An 18,074-nucleotide genomic window follows, 5' to 3' on the forward strand; every position below is an offset into this window, starting at 1 on the left:
GGATGTGGCGGAGCTTGGATGGGTTGGCCTTGCAAATGGCCTCTCATGGGAAAAGCGCAGGCAGTTTAACAGCCGTGAAACCCGGTTACTGCACCTGCTGCGTCAAGTGATGTGAGTGTTGTGAGAAGGCCCGCGATGAAAAAAGCCCCATGTCGCGGCAGGCGCGGCATGGGGCCGGGAGGCCATCAGGTGGGGCTAGTGCCCCTGGCGTTTTGCTTACAGGCCGGCCGCAGCGCGCAGCACGGCTGCCTTGTCCGTCCGCTCCCAGGTGAACTCGGGCTCTTCACGGCCGAAGTGGCCGTAGGCGGCGGTCTTGCTGTAGATGGGGCGCAGCAGGTCCAGCATCTGGATGATGCCCTTGGGGCGCAGGTCGAAGTGGGCGGCCACCAGCTTGGCGATCTCGGCATCGGGGATGACGCCCGTGCCTTCGGTGTAGACCGTGATGTTCATCGGGCGAGCCACGCCGATGGCGTAGGCCACCTGGATCTGGCACTGGCGTGCCAGGCCGGCGGCCACGATGTTCTTGGCCACGTAGCGCGCGGCGTAGGCGGCGCTGCGGTCCACCTTGGTCGGGTCCTTGCCGCTGAAGGCGCCGCCACCATGGGGGCAGGCACCGCCGTAGGTGTCGACGATGATCTTGCGGCCGGTCAGGCCGCAATCGCCCTGGGGGCCGCCGACAACGAAGCGGCCCGTGGGGTTGATCAGGTACTTGGTGTCCTGCAGCCACTCGGAGGGCAGCACGGGTTTGATGATTTCCTCGATGATGGCTTCGGTGAAGCTGGCCTTCATCTTGGTGGCGGTTTCCGACTGATCTGGGCTGTGCTGGGTGGACAGCACCACGGTGTCGATGCTGTGGGGCTTGCCGTCCACGTAGCGCATGGTCACCTGGCTCTTGGCGTCGGGGCGCAGGAAGGGCAGGCGCCCGTCCTTGCGCAGCTGGGCCTGGCGCTCGACGAGGCGGTGCGCGTAGTAGATGGGCGCGGGCATCAGCTCGGGCGTCTCGTCGCAGGCGTAGCCGAACATCAGGCCCTGGTCGCCGGCGCCGGTGTTGAGCTCGTCATCGCTGGCCTTGTCCACGCCCTGGGCGATGTCCTGGCTTTGCTTGTCGTAGGCCACGAGCACGGCGCAGCCCTTGTAGTCGATGCCGTAGTCGGTGTTGTCGTAGCCGATGCGCTTGATGGTGTCGCGTGCGACCTGGATGTAGTCGACGTTTGCGCCGGTGGTGATCTCACCTGCCAAAACCACCAGGCCCGTGTTGGTCAGCGTCTCGGCCGCAACGCGGCTGTACGGGTCTTGGGCGAAAATGGCGTCCAGGATCGCGTCAGAGATCTGGTCGGCCACCTTGTCCGGATGGCCTTCAGAGACGGATTCCGAGGTGAAAAGAAAGTCGTTCGCCATATGAATAAACTCCTTGGTTGCAGCTTTTTTGCTGGGCGCTGCCCAAGCTGCAGGAGCTCTGGCGAACGCTTTAGCAGAAATTGTTTAACGTCGCTCTGCAAGTTGCTCAGTTAACTCAGCGACACCCATCATTTTAATGCCATCCCTGTTCCGACTGTTTGCTGCACTGCCTTTGTGGCTATTGCACCCCCTTGGCGCGCTCATGGGCTGGGTGGCGTTCGCCGCTTCGGCCACGTACCGGCGCCGCTTTCTGGCCAACGCCCGGCAGGCCGGCTACGGCCTCGGCGCCGTGGCGCCGGCCGTGGGGCATGCGGGGCGCATGGTGGCGGAGCTGCCGCGCATGTGGATGGGCAGGCAGCCGAGCTGCGAGATGCACAACGAGGAATGCGTGCGCCGGGCCTACGCTGCCGGGCGCGGCATCATCTTTCTGACGCCGCACCTGGGCTGCTTCGAGCTGTCGGTGCAGCATGCGGCGCGGCAATGGTCGGCCGAGCATGGCGAGATCACTATTCTCTACCGCCCCGCGCGCCAGCCCTGGCTGGCCCGCGTCATGGAGACGGCGCGCAACCGCCCCGGCGTGCAGGCCGTGCCGACCACGCTGGCCGGCGTGCGCCAGATGATCAAGGCGCTGCGCAAGGGCGCGGCTGTGGGGCTGCTGCCAGACCAGGTTCCGCCCGAGGGGCAGGGTGTCTGGTCGCCGTTCTTCGGCCGTGATGCCTATACGATGACGCTGGCGGCGCGCCTGGCGTTGCAGACGGGGGCCGCTGTGATCGTGGCCCGTTGTGAGCGCTTGTCCTGGGGGCGGGGCTATGCGCTGTATCTTGAGGAGTTGCCCGTGCCCTTGTCCGAGAATCTGGAAGCTGCGGTGCAGCAGATCAACGAGGCGATGGAACACACCATCCGCCAATGCCCGCAGCAGTACCTGTGGGGCTATGCGCGCTACAAGCAGCCGCGCCGTGAAGCACCTGCCAACGAGGTGCATGCATGAGCGGGCGCATCGGCGTGTGGCTGATGCGGTCGCTGGCTTGGATGCCGCTGCCGTGGCTGCGAGGGCTGGGTGCGTTTCTGGGGCGTGTGCTGTTCGTGCTGGCGGCGCCGCGCCGCAAGGTGGCGCTGCGCAATCTTGCGCTGTGCTTTCCCGAGCTGACCGAGGCGCAGCGCGTGGACCTGGCGCGCAGCAACTTCATCGTCTTTTGCCAGACCTGGCTGGACCGCAGCTGGCTGTGGGCCGCGCCGCGCGAGGTGGTGGCCGAGCGCGTGAAGCTGCAGGGCGCCGTGCATGAGCTCGACGGCGATACGCCCACCATCCTGTTCGCGCCGCATTTCTACAGCATGGACGCGGGTGGCCTGGCGCTGCCGCTGCACACCACGCGGCCTTTCACCTCGATCTTCTCCACCCACCCGGACCCTGCGGTCGATGAGTGGTTCATGTCAGGGCGCCAGCGCTTTGGCGACGTTCGCATGCTCAACCGCGCCGACGGGGTCAAGCCCATCATCTCCAGCCTGCGCAAGGGTGGGCTACTGTACCTTTTGCCCGACATGGACTTCGGCCGCAACGACTCGGTCTTCGTGCCCTTCTTCGGCGTGAACGCGGCCACCATCCCCTCGCTGTCGCGCTTTGCACGCCTGGGCCGGGCAAAGGTGCTGGGCATGTACACGCGCATGACGCCCACGGGCTACGTGGCCGAGATCACGCCGGCTTGGACGGACTTTCCCACCGACGATGCCGAGGCCGACACGGCACGCATGAACCGCGAGCTGGAAGCGGCGATTCGCACCATGCCCGACCAGTACTACTGGGTGCACAGGCGCTTCAAGACCCGGCCCGAGGGCGAAACCTCGGTCTACTGAACGGGGCGGGACAGGAACTGCTCCAGCGCTTGCCGCACCGCATCGGGCTGCTCGTGCACGACCCAGTGCGAAGTGCCTGCCAGGTGCTGCACCGTCAGGCGCGGCACCCACGGCTCCAGACCTTCGACCAGGGCAGGCTGCAGCGCCGGGTCGCTGTCGCCCCAGAGCACATGCGTGGGCACGCCGATGTCCAGCATCTCGGGCGGCAGCCTCAGGTTGCGCAGTGCGTCGGCTGAGTCCGGATCTTCGGGCCGGGGCGGCACCAGGGGACTGGCGCCGTAGTAGTGGCAGGAGCCTTGCACGCCCAGGTCCCAGTGCTCGCGGTAGCGCTGCTGCAACTGCGGCGTGAGCCATCCGGGCAACTCGCCCTGCGGTGTGCGGAAAAATCCCAGCATGCGCTGCCAGCCGTTGTCGGCCAGCAGGGCGGGCGCGTCGGGGCGACGCAGGAAATGCATGTACTGGCTTGCGGCCTGCTGCACGGGGTTGTCCAGCAACTCGCGCAGAAAGGCGCCTGGATGCGGGGCGTTGAGGATCATCAGCCGCTGCATCAGCCCGGGATGGCGATTGGCCAGACCCCAGGCCAGGGCACCGCCCCAGTCGTGGGCGATCACGCAGGCGGCTGGTGCGCCAGGGCTTTCGATGGCGATCAGCGCCGCCAGATCCTGCAGCAGGTGCTTGGCCTTGTACTGCTCCACGCCGGCCGGCTGGCTGGAATGGCCAAAGCCCCGCAGATCGGGTGCGACGCAACGCCATTGCGTGCCGAACTGCTCCAGCATGCCTTCCCAGATGAAGCTGCCCTCGGGAAAGCCGTGCAGGAACAGCAGCAGCGGCCGGCCGGGTTCGCCGCTGACGCGGCAGTGCAGATGGATGCCGTGAGGCAGCTCACGAATGCAGGTGGTCACCATGTTGCGCTCCTTGCGGGGCGCTGGCTACACGAGCGCCTCCGGGCGCTAATCTTGGGGGCTGTCGCTCTCGCCGGGCGTCGCGGCTGCGACGTCCGCCTGCGGTGCAGCGGCTGCCGGCTGGGCCAGCCCTTCGGGATGGCTCCAGTGCCACAGCAGCTGGGCCACCTCGTCCACACCCTGCTTCTTGAGCGCGGAGAACATGCGCACCTCGCCACCGCCGGCATTGAGCCGCGTGATGGACAGCACCTTGGCCTGCTCGGCGCGCGTGAGCTTGTCGGCCTTGGTCAGCAGCACGAGGAACTTCAGGCCCTCCTGCACGCGCGGGCGCAGGGCATCGAGCAAGGCTTCGTCGAGTTCGGTCAGGCCCAGTCGCGGATCGCACAGCAGCACGATGCCCGTCAGGCTCTCGCGGCTGACCAGATAGTTCAGCATCACGCGCTGCCAGCGCTGCTTGTCCGTGCGCGACACGGCGGCGTAGCCGTAGCCGGGCAGATCGGCCAGCACGGCGTCGGTCACGCCCTGCTTGCCCAGGGAGAACAGGTTGATGTGCTGCGTGCGGCCGGGCTTCTTCGAGGCGAAGGCCAGCTGCTTTTGCTGCGTCAGCGTGTTGATGCAGGTGGACTTGCCGGCATTGGAGCGGCCCACGAACGCGATCTCGGGCACATCGACCTTGGGAAGATGGTGCAGTTGCGCAGCCGTCGTCAAAAAGCGCGTCGTGTGCATCCATCCCATGGCGAGCTTGGGATCGATCAGGGAGGAAGTGGGGGCGGCATCGGCAGCCGGCGCAGCAGGATTCATGGTGTGGTCAGTCTCTCGGGGCCTCATTGTAGGTTCCCCCATGATCCAGCGCCCCCCGCGGGCTATAGGCTGCGTTGCAGGCCGAGCGCGTCGCCTGAAGCCGGCGCGCCCCAGCGCCAGGGACAGCGAGCAAGGGCCGCCCCGCAGCGATGCTGTCGTCCCCCTCCCGCGTAGCGAGAGAGGGGGAAGGCGCGCAGCGCCTCAGGGGGAGCCTCAAACCTCCTCGCTCCAACAAAACCCATCCCGCGCAATCATGGCGCTGGCCGCGCTGGGCCCCCAACTGCCAGCCGCATAGCCGCGCGGCCCCGAGAGATCGTTGCGCCAGTGCTGCAGTATGGGTTCCACCCAGCGCCAGGCCTGTTCCTGCTCGTCGCTGCGCACGAACAGGTTCAGCCGCCCGGCGATCACGTCCAGCAGCAGGCGCTCGTAGGCGCCCACGCGCTTGGCGCCGAAGCGCTGGTCGAAGTCCAGGTTCAGGTGCACGGGAGCCAGCGAAGGCTCGGCCTGCTGCTGGGTGGCGCCCTGGGCCAGCAGGTGCAGCTCCAGGCCGTCCTTGGGTTGCAGGTTGATGACCAGGCGGTTGGCTTCGGACAGGGGCGAGCGGAAGATGGGATGGGGCACGGGCCGGAAGTTCACGACGATGCGCGCATCCCGTCCTGCCAGCCGCTTGCCGGTGCGGATGTAGAAGGGCACGCCGGCCCAGCGCCAGTTGCAGATCTCGGTGCGCAGGGCGACGAAGGTCTCGGTCTGGCTGCCGGCCGCCACGCCTTTCTCTTGCTGGTAGGCGGGCACGGGCTGGCCCTGGCTGGCGCCGGCCAGATACTGGCCGCGCACCACGTGCTGGCTCAGGGTTTCCGGCGTCCAGGGCTTGAGCGACTGCAGCACCTTGAGCTTTTCGTCGCGGATGGCGTGGGCCGAGGCGTTGATCGGCGGCTCCATGCCGATGGCGCACAGCAGTTGCAGGGCATGGTTTTGCACCATGTCGCGCAGCGCGCCGGTCTGGTCATAGAAGGCGCCACGGCTTTCCACGCCCAGTTCCTCGGCAATGGTGATCTGGATGTTGGCAATGGTCTCGCGCCGCCACAGCGGCTCGAACAGGGCGTTGCCGAAGCGCAGGGCCAGCAGGTTCTGGACCGAGGGCTTGCCCAGGTAGTGGTCTATGCGAAACACCTGCTCTTCGCACAGGACCTTGCGCAGCGTGGCGTTGATGGCCTGGTTGGAGGCCAGGTCGTGGCCCAGCGGCTTTTCCAGCACCACGCGCGTCTGCGGGCCATTCAGGCCCACGGCGGCAATCTGCTCGCAAACCGTGGTGAACAGGCTGGGCGCAGTGGCCAGGTACATCACCACCGTCTCGGCGCCGCGCGTGTTCAGCGCCGTGGCCAGGCGCTCGTAGTCGGCGGGTTGCGACAGGTCCATGCGCAGGTAGTGCAGCAGGGCCGCGAAACGCGAGAACTCCTCCGGACTGGGGCGCTTGGACAGTTCCACCTTTTCGAAGCGGCCCTGGATGAGCGCGCGGTACTGGTCGTCACTCAGATCATCGCGACCCACGCACAGGATGCGTCCCCCCTCGGGGAGGGTGCCGTGGCGGAACGCCTGGAACAGCGCGGGCATCAGCTTGCGCCATGCGAGATCACCCGTGCCACCGAACAAAACCAGATCGAAACCCATGCTGTCTCCACAAGTTGGTGTGTCTATTTTTTTTGGTAACTTGGTTACCAAAATTTTGAGGAATCGGATAAATTATAGGAAGGTATTGAGGTTTTATTCCAGAGATGTGTTGTCGATTTGGTAATCAGATTACTTTCATCCCATGCTGTCCGTCATTCCCCAGCCCCCGCGCTGCGACCATGCCACTGTCTGGCCTGCGCTGCACCACCATGCCTTGGCCCTGCGCAAGGGCTTCGATCTGCGCCACGCCTTTGCCGATGATCCCGGCCGGTTCGCGCACTTCAGCCAGGAGGCGCCACACTGTTTTGCAGACCTGTCCAAGAACCTCTGGGATGCACCAGCCGAGGCGCTGCTGTTGCGTCTGGCGCGCGAGTGCGCAGTAGAGCAGCAGCGCGATGCCATGTTCGCCGGAGAGCACGTCAACGGCAGCGAGGGCCGCGCCGTGCTGCACGCGCTACTGCGCTGCCCGCGCGGCGAGTCGCCGCCGGGCCTGGCATGGGCCCTGGCCCAGGTGCACGAAACGCTGGATGCCATGCTGGCCTATGCCGAGCGCGTGAGGGCCGATGCCGGCATCACCGATGTGGTGTGCATGGGCATCGGCGGATCGGGCCTGGGGCCGCAGATGGCCGTGCAGGCGCTGCAGGGAATGTGCGACGCACGGCGGCGCATGCACTTCGTCTCCAACGTGGATGGGCATGAGCTGCAATCGGTGCTCGATGGGCTGCAGCCGCGCAGCACGCTGTTCATCGTGGCCTCCAAGGTCTTCAACACGCAGGAGACGCTGACCAATGCGCGCAGTGCGCTGCAATGGTTCCATGCGCAGGGCGGTGAAGATGTGGCGCGGCATTTCGTGGCGTTGACCACCAATGCCTCGGCGGCTGCGCAGATGGGCATCACCACCACTTTCGGTTTCTGGGACTGGGTGGGCGGTCGCTATTCGCTGTGGTCGGCGATCGGGCTGCCCGTGGCCCTCGCCGTGGGAGTAGCGGCATTCCGCGACCTGCTGGCCGGCGCGCATGCCATGGACCACCACTTCCGCACGGCACCGCTGCAGGCCAATCTGCCCGTGCGCCTGGGCCTGCTCGATGTCTGGAACCGCAATCTGCTGGGCTTTGCCAGCCGCTGCATTGCGCCCTACCACGCAGGCCTGAGGCGCCTGCCGGCCTATCTGCAGCAACTGGAGATGGAGAGCAATGGCAAGCGCGTGGACCGCCAGGGCCGGCCGCTGGCGCTGGGCTCAGCCCCCGTGCTCTGGGGCGAGCCGGGTACGGATGGGCAGCATGCCTTCTTCCAGATGCTGCACCAGGGGACGGACATCGTGCCGCTGGAGATCATCGCCGTGCAGCGGCCGTCGCACGGCCTGCAGGGCCACCATGAGCAACTGCTGGCCAACGCCCTGGCCCAGGCCCAGGCCTTGATGCAGGGGCGTTCCTGCGATGATGGCCATCGCCACTTCCCGGGCAACCGGCCCAGTACCTTCGTACTGCTGGATGCGCTCACGCCGGCGGCGCTGGGTGCGCTGATCGCCTTGCAGGAGCACCGCGTGTTCGTGGCGGGCGCGCTGTGGGGCCTCAACAGCTTCGACCAATGGGGGGTGGAGCTGGGCAAGCTGCTGGCGCGCGACCTGCAGCAGCGCCTGGCCAGCGGGGATGTGGCGGAGCTCGATGCATCGACCGCAGGACTGCTGCAGCGCATGCGGGCCTGACGCCCCTGGCAACACGTTGCCGGGGCTGTGCAGGCTCAGGCTTCGCGGAAGCTGTTCACCGGCAGGCCCGGCACATCAACACGGCACTCCATCAGTGCGCCGGCAGGCACCTGCGCCGATCGCTCCGGATCGGGCCGGCCGTGTCCGGCCGAGGTGATGTACAGCGTGCGCAGGTCCTCCCCCCCAAAGCAGACCATGGTGGGGCAGCGCACGGGCGTGTCCAGGCGCTGCAGCACATCGCCCTCGGGGCTCAGTTGCAGCACGCAGCCGCCTTCGTACATGGCCACCCAGTAGTTGCCCCGGACGTCGACGCTGGCGCCGTCGGGGCGGCCGCCATAGAGCCTGCCCTCGGCCTTGGGTGCGAAGGCCTTCCACAGCGAGCGCGTGCCCAGCGTGCCGGATTCCAGGTCGAAGGCAAAGCGGTCTATGCGGTGGGCTGGCGTGTCTGCCCAGTACATCCAGGCGTCATCGGGGCTGAAGGCCAAGCCGTTGGCCGTGGTGCAGTCGCCTGCCATGCGCTGAACGGCGTAGCCTCCGGCGCCGTCCGCGCGAAGGCACCACAGCGCGGCATCGGGCGCCGTCTTGGGCGAGAACAGTGACCCCGCCCACAGCCGCCCGGCGCGGTCGCAGCGCCCGTCGTTGAGCCGCAGCTGCTGCGGATCATGGTCCAGGCGGGCGATCATTTCGGTGTGTCCCGTGGCGGTGTCCAGCAGGCCGAAGCCATCGCGCAGCCCCACCACGATGCGGCCCCGGTCCGTGGGAGCGCAGCAGCCCGGTTCGCTGGGCGTGGCCCAGCTGCGGTGCAGGCCTGTGGCGGGCTCCCAGGAATGGATGTGCCGGTCCTGGATATCGCACCAGTAGAGCCGGTGTTCCTGCGGGTGCCAGAAGGGGGACTCGCCGAGTGCACTCGGTGGAACAGGGATGCGCTGCACGGCCATGGTCTGCCTCGGAGATGCGGATGAACGGAATTCTAGGAGGTCGGGACGCACCGCAGCAGCGGCAAATGGTTTGATGCATCGGCTAAGGGATATCACCGGATTGGCTGCGCATAAAAGTATCGAAAGGCGCATCTGTCGTACCAGTCCGGGCACGAGGCCGTCGCCACAATGCCTCATCCGCAGCCGGGATGGGAGGCGCGGTGATCCAGCATTCGAAGACCAGGGAACAAGGAGACAAAAAATGCACAGCTTGCTCAAGGCCAGCCTCACATGGGCCATGGCCACTGCCGCAGCGGGCGCACTCGCCGGCACCGAACTCGTGATCGCCACCGTGAACAACGGCCACATGATCGAGATGCAAAAGCTCACCCCCCGGTTCGAGAAGGCCCACCCCGACATCACGCTCAAATGGGTGACGCTGGAAGAAGGCGTGCTGCGCCAGCGCGTGACCACCGACATCGCCACCAAGGGCGGCCAGTTCGATGTGATGACCGTGGGCATCTACGAGGTGCCGATCTGGTCGAAGAAGGGCTGGCTGCAGCCCATTGCCACCGATGCCGCCTATGACGCGGCCGATCTGCTGCCCACCATCCGCGAAGGCCTATCCTACGAAGGCAAGCTCTATGCCTCGCCCTTCTATGGCGAAGGCTCCATGCTCATGTACCGCAAGGACCTGGCCGACAAGGCGGGTTTTCAGATGCCCGACAAGCCCACCTGGGAGCAGGTCCGGGAGTTCGCCTCCAAGGTCCACGATCCCAAGGCCGGGGTCTACGGGATCTGCCTGCGCGGCAAGCCGGGCTGGGGGGACAACATGGCCCTGATCACCACCATGGCCAATACCTTCGGCGGCCAATGGTTCGACATGCAGTGGAAGCCGCAGATCGACACACCCGCCTGGAAGAAGGCCGTGGGTTTCTATGTGGACCTGATGAAGGCCTATGGCCCCCCGGGCGCCTCGGCCAACAGCTTCAATGAGAACCTGGCCCTGTTCAACGAGGGCAAGTGCGGCGCCTGGGTGGATGCGAGCATCGCCGCCTCCTTCGTGAGCGACCCCAAGCAATCCAAGGTGGCCGACAAGGTGGCCTATGCGGCTGCACCCGTGGCCAGCACGCCCAAGGGATCGACCTGGCTGTGGACCTGGAACCTGGCCATTCCCTCCAGCTCGAAGAAGGCCGATGCGGCCCAGGTCTTCGTGAAGTGGGCCACCTCCAGGGAGTATGTGCAGTTGGTAGCGCAGGAGCACGGCTGGCGTGCCGTGCCCACAGGAACGCGCCAGTCCACCTATGCCAATGCCGAGTTCCAGAAGGTGGCGGGCTTTGCCGCAGCCGAGAAGCGGGCCATCGACAGCGTGAGCCTGACCGATGCGACCGAGCCCAAGTCGCCCTATGCCGGCGTGCAGTACGTCGCGATTCCAGAGTTCCAGGCCATTGGCATTGCCGTGGGACAGCAGATGAGCGCCGCACTGTCGGGCAAGGTCACGGTGGAGCAGGCGCTCAGTACCTCGCAGACGCTGGCCGAACGCGAGATGAGGAAAAGCGGCTACTACAAATGAGGGCCGATAGGACTCCCGACAGGGCGGCGTCCGCCAGGCGCCTGCTGCCCCGCGCCCTGATGGCGCCCGCCGTGGCCGTGCTGCTGTGCTGGATGCTCGTGCCCTTGTTGATGACGATTTATTTCTCGCTCGTCAACTACAACCTCATGCAGCCGGGCGAGCACCGCTTCGCCGGCTGGGGCAACTACGCCTTCTTCATCACCGATCCGGACTTCCTGCCCGCCGTGTGGAACACGCTGAACTTCCTGGCCAGCGTGGTGCTGATCACCCTGGTGCTGGGCGTGCTGATCGCTTTGCTGATCAACGAGCCGTTTCCGGGGCGCGGCGTCGTGCGGGTGCTGCTGATCTCGCCGTTCTTCGTGATGCCCACGGTCAATGCGCTGCTGTGGAAACACATGATGATGAACCCGATCTATGGCGTGCTGGCCAGCCTGTGGAGGGCCGTCGGACTGCAGCCCGTGGACTGGCTCACCGAGATGCCGCTGCTGTCCGTCATCGTCATGGTGTCCTGGCAATGGCTGCCCTTCGCCTGCCTGATCTTCATCACCTCGCTGCAGTCGCTGGACCGCGAGCAGATGGAGGCGGCGCGCATGGATGGCGCCAACGCCCTGCAGCGCTTTTACTACCTCACGCTGCCCCATCTGGCGCGGCCCATGGCGGTGGTGGTGATGATCGAGATGATCTTCCTGCTCAGCGTGTTCGCCGAGATCGCCATCACCACGGCGGGCGGGCCCGGCAACGAGAGCACCAACCTGACCTACCTGATCTACAAGCAGTCGCTGATGAACTTCGACGTGGGCGTGGCCTCGGCCGGTGCACTGTTTGCCGTGGTGCTGGCCAACATCGTCTCCCTCTTCCTGATCCGCATCGTGGGCAAGAGCCTGGACTGAGGGCATGATGAAAACAAGTTCCTCCACCCTGGTGCGCGCCGCTGCGGCATGGGCCGTGGCACTGCTGCTGTTCTTTCCGCTGGCCTGGCTGTTCCTGACGGCCTTCAAGACGGAACTGCAGGCCATTGCCGTGCCGCCGCTGTTCGTGTTCGAGCCCACGCTGGCCAACTTTGGCGAAGTGCAGCAGCGCAGCGACTACCTGCTGTATGCGCGCAATTCGCTGATCACCAGTCTGGCCTCGACCCTGATCGGCCTGGCCATCGCCGTGCCTGCTGCCTACTCCATGGCGTTCTTTCGCAGCCGCCACACGCGCGACGTGCTCATGTGGATGCTCTCGACCAAGATGATGCCGGCCGTGGGGGCCCTGCTGCCCATCTATGTGCTGGCGCAAGGGGCGGGCTTGCTGGATTCGCTCACCGTGCTGGTCATCGTCTTCACGCTGTCCAACCTGCCCATCATGGTCTGGATGCTCTACAGCGCGCTCAAGGACATCCCCAACGAGATCCTGGAAGCGGCGCGCATGGATGGCGCAGGCCTGTGGGCCGAGTTCCGCCATGTGGTGCTGCCGCTGGCTGTGGGCGGCATTGCCTCCACCGGGCTGCTGTGCCTGGTGCTGAGCTGGAACGAGGCCTTCTGGTCGCTGAACCTGAGCAGCGCCCGGGCCGGCACGCTGGCCACGCTGATCGCCTCGTATGCCAGCCCTGAAGGGCTGTTCTGGGCCAAGCTCTCGGCCGCTTCGCTGATCGCCATCGCCCCCATCGTGGTGTTTGGCTGGTTCAGCCAGAAGCAACTGGTGCAGGGCATGACCTTTGGCGCCGTCAAGTAGCCGTCCGGCATCCATTTCGCGGCTTTGTGCTGCACAAGGAAAACCATGGCCTATCTGCAACTTCAGGACATACGCAAGCGCTTCGGAGAGGCGCAGATCATCCGCGGCGTGGACCTCGCCATCGAGCGCGGCGAGTTCATCGTCTTCGTCGGGCCTTCGGGCTGCGGCAAGTCCACGCTGCTGCGCCTGATTGCTGGGCTGGAGAGCATCACTTCGGGGCAGCTGCTGCTCGACGGGCGCGACATCACGCATGCGCCATCGGGCGAGCGCGACCTGGCAATGGTGTTCCAGAGCTATGCGCTGTATCCGCACATGAGCGTGTACGACAACATGTCCTTCGCGCTGCGCCTGGCCGGCGTGCCGAAAGAGGAGATACGCCGAAAGGTCGGGCAGGCGGCCGAGACGCTCAACCTCACGCCCTATCTGGAACGCAAGCCGCGCGATCTGTCCGGGGGGCAGCGCCAGCGCGTGGCCATAGGCCGGGCCATCGTGCGTGCGCCCAAGGTGTTCCTGTTCGACGAGCCGCTGTCCAACCTCGATGCGGCGCTGCGGGGCAACACGCGGGTGGAAATCCACAAGCTGCACAAGGCGCTGGGCGCCACCACCATCTATGTCACCCATGACCAGGTCGAGGCCATGACCCTGGCCGACCGCGTGGTGGTGTTGCGCGATGGCTGCATCGAACAGGTGGGTGCGCCCCTGGCGCTCTACGACCATCCGGCCAACCAGTTCGTTGCGCAGTTCATCGGCATGCCGTCGATGAACCTGATCGCCGCCGAGGCACTGCCCGTGTTCTCCGGGGCCACGCAGGGCCGACTGCCCGCCGACGGCACGCTGGGCATACGCCCCGAGGCCTTGCGCGTGGCCAGAGCGCAGGTCGCAACCGATGCCGCTGCACAGAGACAGGTCATGGGCCGCGTGGACCTGATCGAGGCCTTGGGCGCCGACACGCTGATCCATGTCAGCGTGGGCGGGGCGCAGCTCATCGCGCGCCAGGCCGAGCGCACGCCACTGGCCGTGGGCGACGTGGTGTCCGTCGCGCTGGACACCGGGTGCGCACTGCACCTGTTCGACCGCCAGGGACGCACGCTGGCAGGCGCCTGAGCGCTTCGCTCCGAGAGGCTGCCCGGCGCAGTCATCCTTTCTTCCTCATCTCCCTCTGGTCACCATGAACGCGATTGTTCCGCATCTTTCCAGACCCACGGTGCTGCACCTGGGCCTGGGTTCCTTTCACCGTGCGCATCAGGCCGCCTATCAACAGCGGCTGATCGATGCAGGGGACACGCAATGGGACCTGGTGGGGGCCAACCTGCGCTCCGACATGGCGCAGACGCTGGAGGCGCTGGCGCGCCAGGGAGGGGCTTACACACTGGAGACGATTGCTCCTGGCGGATCGGTGCGCTACCAACGCATCGAGGCCCTGCGCGAAGTGATCCCCCATGCGCCCGGGCTGGCCGCCGTGATCGCGCGCGGAGCCAGCCCCTGCACACGTGTCATCTCCCTCACCGTGACCGAGGCTGGCTACTACCTCGATGGCAGCGGCGTGCTGGACACCGGCAACCCGGAGCTTGCAGCCGACATCGGCCGCATGCGACAGGGGCAGGTCGGAGAGACGATCTATGGCGTGCTGTGCGCCATCCTGCAGTTGCGCCGCTGTGCACATGCCGGCCCGGTCACGCTGCTGAGCTGCGACAACCTGCGCCACAACGGCGATCGCCTGCTGGCCGGCCTGCTGGCCTTCATGCAACTGGCGCAACTGCAGGAACTGGCCGAGTGGGCAGGGCACAACATCAGCTGCCCGAATGCCATGGTCGACCGCATCACCCCGCGCCCGCCGCCGGAGCTGCGCGAGCGCGTTCAGGCCGCGACGGGCTGGGACGATGCGGCCGCCGTGACGGCTGAAAGCTTTTCACAGTGGGTGATAGAGGACCGCTTCGTCGCAGGCCGTCCGCCCTGGGAGCGCGTGGGCGTGGAGATGGTGTCTTCCGTGGCCCCCTACGAGGAGGCCAAGATCCGCATCCTCAACGCCAGCCACAGCTGCATTGCCTGGGCCGGCACGCTGGTGGGCCTGCGCTTCATCCACGAAGGCAGTGCCGTGCCGGCGATACGTCAGATGGCATGGGACTATGTGACCCAGGATGTGATTCCCTGCCTTGCAACACCCGGCAAGGCATCGGCCCTGGACCTGCCGGCCTACCGCGACACCGTGCTGGAACGCTTCGGAAACCCTGCGATACGCGACACCAACCAGCGCGTGGCGGCCGACGGCTTTGCCAAGATCCCGGGCTTCATCGCGCCCACGGTGCGCGAGCGCATCGCGCAGGGCGCGTCCATGGATGCCGTGGCCATGCTGCCGGCGCTGTTCCTGGTTTTTCTGCAGCGCTGGCACCATGACACACTGCCTTATTCCTACCAGGATCAGGCCATGGACCCCGCAGTGGCACACGCCATCTGCGCCGCCGCCGACCCCGTGGCCGCGCTGTGTGCCGAAGTGCCCTTGTGGGGTGAGGCCGCGGGCCATCCGCATCTGGTGGAGGCGGTCCGTCGTGCCACAGACCGTGTCCATGCTTTTGTCCAACAGGCAGCGAGGTAGAACGCATGCGCATAGCCATCGCGGGCGAAGCCCTGATCGATTTCACCGCCACGGGCGGCCTGGCCTTCCAGGGCCATGAAGGAGGCGCGCCCGCCAACTGTGCCGTGGCCGCCGCGCGGCTCGGACAGGCCACGGGCTTTGTCTCGCAACTGTCGCGCGATCTCTTCGGCGAGCGCCTTTTCGCGCACCTGCAGGGCAACGGCGTGGACATGCGCCTGGTGCAGCGCTGCGATGCGCCCAGCACGCTGGCCTTTGTCGAGCATGCGCAAGGCACCAACCGCTATGCCTTCTACACGCAGGCAACGGCGGACACGCTGTGGGCACCTGCCGAGCTGCCCGAGTTGCCGCCCGAATGCCGCTATCTGCAGTTCGGCTCCATCGCATTGCTGCACACCCCTGTCGGGCCGCGCATCCTGGACCTGGTGGCGGCTGAGCGCGGACGGCGCATCATCGTCTTCGACCCGAACGTGCGGCCCACGCTGATCCGCGATGCCCAGGCCTTCCGGCGCGACTGCCTGGGCTGGCTGGCCCAGGCAGACCTGGTCAAGCTCAGCGATGAGGACCTGGCCTTTATCGCGCCCGGCGTTCCGGTGCTGGAGGCCGCCGGGCGCTGGCTGGCGCTGGGTCCCCGGGCCGTGGTGCTCACGCGCGGAGCGGCCGGCGCGACCTTGCTGCGTGCAGGACAGGCGCCTGTGTCGGTGCAGCCGCCGGCCGTGCAACTGGTGGATACCATCGGCGCGGGCGACACCTTTGGCGCGGCGCTGTCGGTTGCGCTGCTGGAGCAGGGAGTCGAGCAGCCGGGCCAGTTGCAGAAACTGCCCGAGAGCGCGTGGCGCCAGGTGCTGCGCTTTGCCGCAACGGCCGCAGCGCTCAACTGCACGCGCGCCGGTGCCCAGCCGCCCCGGCGCGCGGAACTCGATGCCGCGCTGGCAGCCCATTGCGGTGGATAGCCGCCGCTGGTGATACTGTTTGCCCATGGCCTCTCCAGAAACCTTCACGCCGCCATGACCAGCCCACGCCGCCGCACACCCCGCCAGCGTCACCCTGAACTGGAGCGCGATTTCGTGCGGACGCCCGCGCTGGGCTATGAGGATATGGAGGGCAGCGGCCTGGTGCGCTGCCTGGCACATGGTTTCCCAAGCCCCCTGGTGCGCTGGCATTTCCATGAGGAGTACGAGCTGCACCTCATCACCGACACCTCGGGCCGCGCCTTCGTGGGAGACTGGATAGGCCCCTTCGAGCCCGGCCACCTCGTGCTGTGCGGCCCGCGCCTGCCGCACAACTGGATCTCGTTCGATGCGCCCGATGGGGGCTCGCCTGCACGCGATTACGTGATCCTTTTCAACCACGACCCCATCGCCCGTGCGGCCGAGCAGATCCCGGAGATGCGCGAGGTGCTTCAACTGCTGGACCGTGCGCGCCATGGCATCGAGTTCTTCGGCTTGGCGCAGACGGCGCGCGCGCACTGGGATGCGGTCAGGAGTGCGCGCGGAATGCGCCGCTTCACGGCCTTTTGCGCGCTGCTGTCCGATCTGGCCGAGTGCACCGATTACCGGCTGCTGTCAGCCGTGCAGATGCAGGGCGCCCAGGGCGAGGCTCAGGTGGATCAGATCAACGAGGTGGTCAACCGCATCATGGCGCGCGTGAGCGAGCCGCTGAGCCTGGCCGACGTGGCGGCCGAGCTGGGCATGAGCGAAAGCCGCTTCAGCCGCTTTTTCCGCCGGGCCACGGGCAACAGCTTCACCGACTTCGTCAGCCGGGTACGCATCAACAGCGCATGCCACCTGCTCATGCAGACCGACAGCTTCATCGCCGACATCTGCTACCAGGTGGGCTTCAACAACGTGGCCAACTTCAACAGGCGCTTCCTGGAGATCAAGGGCATGACGCCCTCGGAGTTCCGCCGCCAGGCGGACAGCCGCTTCGGCGCGGGTTGAAGCGACGGGGAAGCGGAATCTGGCGCGCACGGGTGTGGTATTGCGCGCCACATGGGTAGAGCCCTTATTGCCGCGCTGGCACAGATCGATATGCTGGGCTGCGAAAAACATATGTTCAGTACCGAATCCGTGGCCAGTTTGTGACCACGATCAAGGAATATGTTTTCCTCTGTGCGCAGGGGCGAAACCAGGGTTCCTGACGATATCAATCACAGGGGACCCCATTGTAGAATCCGCCGAATTTTGCGCTTTCAACAACAGAACCACGCCCTCGATATGAAGTTGCTTGCCTCTTTGCTGACGGCTGCCATTCTTGCTGCAGCCCCCGCCTTTCCCGCTTTCTCCGCTGGCGAGGCACCTGCTGCCTCGACACAGCCGAAGGCGGCCAAGGCCGACCTGGCGAAGGGCGAGGCCAGCTACACCGCCGTCTGCGCGGCATGCCATGCGGCCGACGGCAATTCCACCATCCCGCTGCAGCCCAAGCTGGCCGGCCAGCATCCCGAGTACCTGGTCAAGCAGTTGCTGGAGTTCAAGGGCGACAAGCGCAAGGACCCCGTGATGAAGGGCTTTGCCAGCATGCTCAGCGAGCCTGACATGAAGAACATCGCCGCCTGGCTGCACACGCAAAAGCCCAAGGACGGCTTTGCCAAGGACAAGGATCTGGTGGCCATGGGCGAGCGCATCTACCGCGGCGGCATCCAGGAGCGCAACATTGCTGCCTGCGCGGGCTGCCACAGCCCCAACGGCGCCGGCATTCCAGCCCAGTACCCGCGCCTGGCGGGTCAGCATGCCGACTACACAACGACCCAGCTCACGGCCTTCCGTGACGGCAAGCGCGGCAATAGCATTCAGATGACGCAGGTTGCTGCCAAGCTTAACGATCGCGAAATCAAGGCCGTGGCAGACTACATCGCTGGCCTGCGTTGATGCGATCCCGGGGCCGACGCGGTTCCCAGGGTAATCACCGGGAACCTATTGCTTTATAGACACCCCAAGCCAGGCGGGTCCATCGC

At 66.3% G+C, this 18,074-nt stretch carries 16 protein-coding genes; 11 read left to right on the forward strand and 5 right to left on the reverse strand.

Annotation, left to right across the window (positions count from 1 at the left end; translation table 11 throughout):
• Positions 1-216: 216 nt before the first annotated feature.
• On the reverse strand, positions 217-1,398 hold the full coding sequence (gene metK / locus IB269_RS23330) for a methionine adenosyltransferase (RefSeq protein ID WP_012207402.1): 1,182 nt from the start codon (positions 1,396-1,398) through the stop codon (positions 217-219).
• A gap of 136 nt (positions 1,399-1,534) precedes the next feature.
• Here metK and IB269_RS23335 point away from each other — a divergent pair, with 136 nt between their 5' ends.
• A complete protein-coding gene (locus tag IB269_RS23335; protein WP_080649839.1) occupies positions 1,535-2,386 on the forward strand; it encodes a lysophospholipid acyltransferase family protein in 852 nt (283 codons plus the stop codon).
• Positions 2,383-3,249, forward strand: a complete 867-nt coding sequence (locus IB269_RS23340; protein WP_192368449.1) for a lysophospholipid acyltransferase family protein — start codon at positions 2,383-2,385, stop codon at positions 3,247-3,249. The genes IB269_RS23335 and IB269_RS23340 overlap by 4 nt, the downstream gene beginning before the upstream one ends.
• Here the strand turns inward: IB269_RS23340 and IB269_RS23345 are convergent.
• The 3 genes from IB269_RS23345 to zwf all read right to left on the reverse strand — a co-directional run bounded on the left by IB269_RS23345 (position 3,243) and on the right by zwf (position 6,620).
• Positions 3,243-4,154 (reverse strand): alpha/beta fold hydrolase, encoded by a 912-nt coding sequence (locus IB269_RS23345; protein WP_180318855.1) that lies wholly within the window; start codon positions 4,152-4,154, stop codon positions 3,243-3,245. The two genes, IB269_RS23340 and IB269_RS23345, sit on opposite strands and share 7 nt — an antisense overlap.
• A 45-nt stretch (positions 4,155-4,199) precedes the next feature.
• The gene (gene yihA, locus IB269_RS23350; protein ID WP_013800744.1) at positions 4,200-4,952 is read right to left on the reverse strand and encodes a ribosome biogenesis GTP-binding protein YihA/YsxC; all 753 of its coding nucleotides are present in this window, start codon (positions 4,950-4,952) and stop codon (positions 4,200-4,202) included.
• Between the two features lie 213 nt (positions 4,953-5,165).
• Positions 5,166-6,620, reverse strand: a complete 1,455-nt coding sequence (gene zwf / locus IB269_RS23355; protein WP_192368450.1) for a glucose-6-phosphate dehydrogenase — start codon at positions 6,618-6,620, stop codon at positions 5,166-5,168.
• A gap of 142 nt (positions 6,621-6,762) precedes the next feature.
• On the opposite strand from zwf, the gene pgi reads away from it, so the two are divergent.
• Entirely contained in the window at positions 6,763-8,325 is a 1,563-nt protein-coding gene (pgi, locus tag IB269_RS23360) for a glucose-6-phosphate isomerase (protein WP_192368451.1), read from the forward strand.
• Between the two features lie 35 nt (positions 8,326-8,360).
• On the opposite strand, the gene IB269_RS23365 is transcribed toward pgi, so the two are convergent.
• Positions 8,361-9,263, reverse strand: coding sequence for an SMP-30/gluconolactonase/LRE family protein (locus tag IB269_RS23365; RefSeq protein WP_016450960.1), 903 nt, complete (start codon positions 9,261-9,263; stop codon positions 8,361-8,363).
• 241 nt (positions 9,264-9,504) lie between these two features.
• On the opposite strand from IB269_RS23365, the gene IB269_RS23370 reads away from it, so the two are divergent.
• The 8 genes from IB269_RS23370 to IB269_RS23405 all read left to right on the forward strand — a co-directional run bounded on the left by IB269_RS23370 (position 9,505) and on the right by IB269_RS23405 (position 17,988).
• Positions 9,505-10,815, forward strand: a complete 1,311-nt coding sequence (locus IB269_RS23370; protein ID WP_043822208.1) for an ABC transporter substrate-binding protein — start codon at positions 9,505-9,507, stop codon at positions 10,813-10,815.
• A complete protein-coding gene (locus IB269_RS23375) occupies positions 10,812-11,705 on the forward strand; it encodes a carbohydrate ABC transporter permease (RefSeq protein WP_192368452.1) in 894 nt (297 codons plus the stop codon). The genes IB269_RS23370 and IB269_RS23375 overlap by 4 nt, the downstream gene beginning before the upstream one ends.
• Before the next feature lie 7 nt (positions 11,706-11,712).
• The gene (locus IB269_RS23380) at positions 11,713-12,531 is read left to right on the forward strand and encodes a carbohydrate ABC transporter permease (RefSeq protein ID WP_012207392.1); all 819 of its coding nucleotides are present in this window, start codon (positions 11,713-11,715) and stop codon (positions 12,529-12,531) included.
• Between the two features lie 45 nt (positions 12,532-12,576).
• On the forward strand, positions 12,577-13,635 hold the full coding sequence (locus IB269_RS23385) for an ABC transporter ATP-binding protein (RefSeq protein ID WP_192368453.1): 1,059 nt from the start codon (positions 12,577-12,579) through the stop codon (positions 13,633-13,635).
• Between the two features lie 64 nt (positions 13,636-13,699).
• A complete protein-coding gene (gene dalD, locus IB269_RS23390) occupies positions 13,700-15,124 on the forward strand; it encodes a D-arabinitol 4-dehydrogenase (protein WP_192368454.1) in 1,425 nt (474 codons plus the stop codon).
• Between the two features lie 5 nt (positions 15,125-15,129).
• Positions 15,130-16,074: a carbohydrate kinase family protein gene (locus tag IB269_RS23395; RefSeq protein WP_192368455.1), complete on the forward strand. Its 945-nt coding sequence runs from the start codon at positions 15,130-15,132 to the stop codon at positions 16,072-16,074.
• Positions 16,075-16,128: 54 nt separating this feature from the next.
• Positions 16,129-17,061: an AraC family transcriptional regulator gene (locus IB269_RS23400; RefSeq protein ID WP_016450966.1), complete on the forward strand. Its 933-nt coding sequence runs from the start codon at positions 16,129-16,131 to the stop codon at positions 17,059-17,061.
• A 276-nt stretch (positions 17,062-17,337) separates the two neighbouring features.
• The gene (locus tag IB269_RS23405; protein WP_192368456.1) at positions 17,338-17,988 is read left to right on the forward strand and encodes a c-type cytochrome; all 651 of its coding nucleotides are present in this window, start codon (positions 17,338-17,340) and stop codon (positions 17,986-17,988) included.
• Positions 17,989-18,074 lie beyond the last annotated feature (86 nt).

Source organism: Delftia sp. DLF01, from assembly GCF_014852125.1.
GTDB lineage: Bacteria > Pseudomonadota > Gammaproteobacteria > Burkholderiales > Burkholderiaceae_C > Comamonas > Comamonas acidovorans.

Coding starts and splice junctions, on each gene's coding strand:
- metK (WP_012207402.1), bottom strand. CDS start 1,398: ATGGCGAACGACTTTCTTTTCACCTCGGAATCCGTCTCTGAAGGCCAT.
- IB269_RS23335 (WP_080649839.1), top strand. CDS start 1,535: ATGCCATCCCTGTTCCGACTGTTTGCTGCACTGCCTTTGTGGCTATTG.
- IB269_RS23340 (WP_192368449.1), top strand. CDS start 2,383: ATGAGCGGGCGCATCGGCGTGTGGCTGATGCGGTCGCTGGCTTGGATG.
- IB269_RS23345 (WP_180318855.1), bottom strand. CDS start 4,154: ATGGTGACCACCTGCATTCGTGAGCTGCCTCACGGCATCCATCTGCAC.
- yihA (WP_013800744.1), bottom strand. CDS start 4,952: ATGAATCCTGCTGCGCCGGCTGCCGATGCCGCCCCCACTTCCTCCCTG.
- zwf (WP_192368450.1), bottom strand. CDS start 6,620: ATGGGTTTCGATCTGGTTTTGTTCGGTGGCACGGGTGATCTCGCATGG.
- pgi (WP_192368451.1), top strand. CDS start 6,763: ATGCTGTCCGTCATTCCCCAGCCCCCGCGCTGCGACCATGCCACTGTC.
- IB269_RS23365 (WP_016450960.1), bottom strand. CDS start 9,263: ATGGCCGTGCAGCGCATCCCTGTTCCACCGAGTGCACTCGGCGAGTCC.
- IB269_RS23370 (WP_043822208.1), top strand. CDS start 9,505: ATGCACAGCTTGCTCAAGGCCAGCCTCACATGGGCCATGGCCACTGCC.
- IB269_RS23375 (WP_192368452.1), top strand. CDS start 10,812: ATGAGGGCCGATAGGACTCCCGACAGGGCGGCGTCCGCCAGGCGCCTG.
- IB269_RS23380 (WP_012207392.1), top strand. CDS start 11,713: ATGAAAACAAGTTCCTCCACCCTGGTGCGCGCCGCTGCGGCATGGGCC.
- IB269_RS23385 (WP_192368453.1), top strand. CDS start 12,577: ATGGCCTATCTGCAACTTCAGGACATACGCAAGCGCTTCGGAGAGGCG.
- dalD (WP_192368454.1), top strand. CDS start 13,700: ATGAACGCGATTGTTCCGCATCTTTCCAGACCCACGGTGCTGCACCTG.
- IB269_RS23395 (WP_192368455.1), top strand. CDS start 15,130: ATGCGCATAGCCATCGCGGGCGAAGCCCTGATCGATTTCACCGCCACG.
- IB269_RS23400 (WP_016450966.1), top strand. CDS start 16,129: ATGACCAGCCCACGCCGCCGCACACCCCGCCAGCGTCACCCTGAACTG.
- IB269_RS23405 (WP_192368456.1), top strand. CDS start 17,338: ATGAAGTTGCTTGCCTCTTTGCTGACGGCTGCCATTCTTGCTGCAGCC.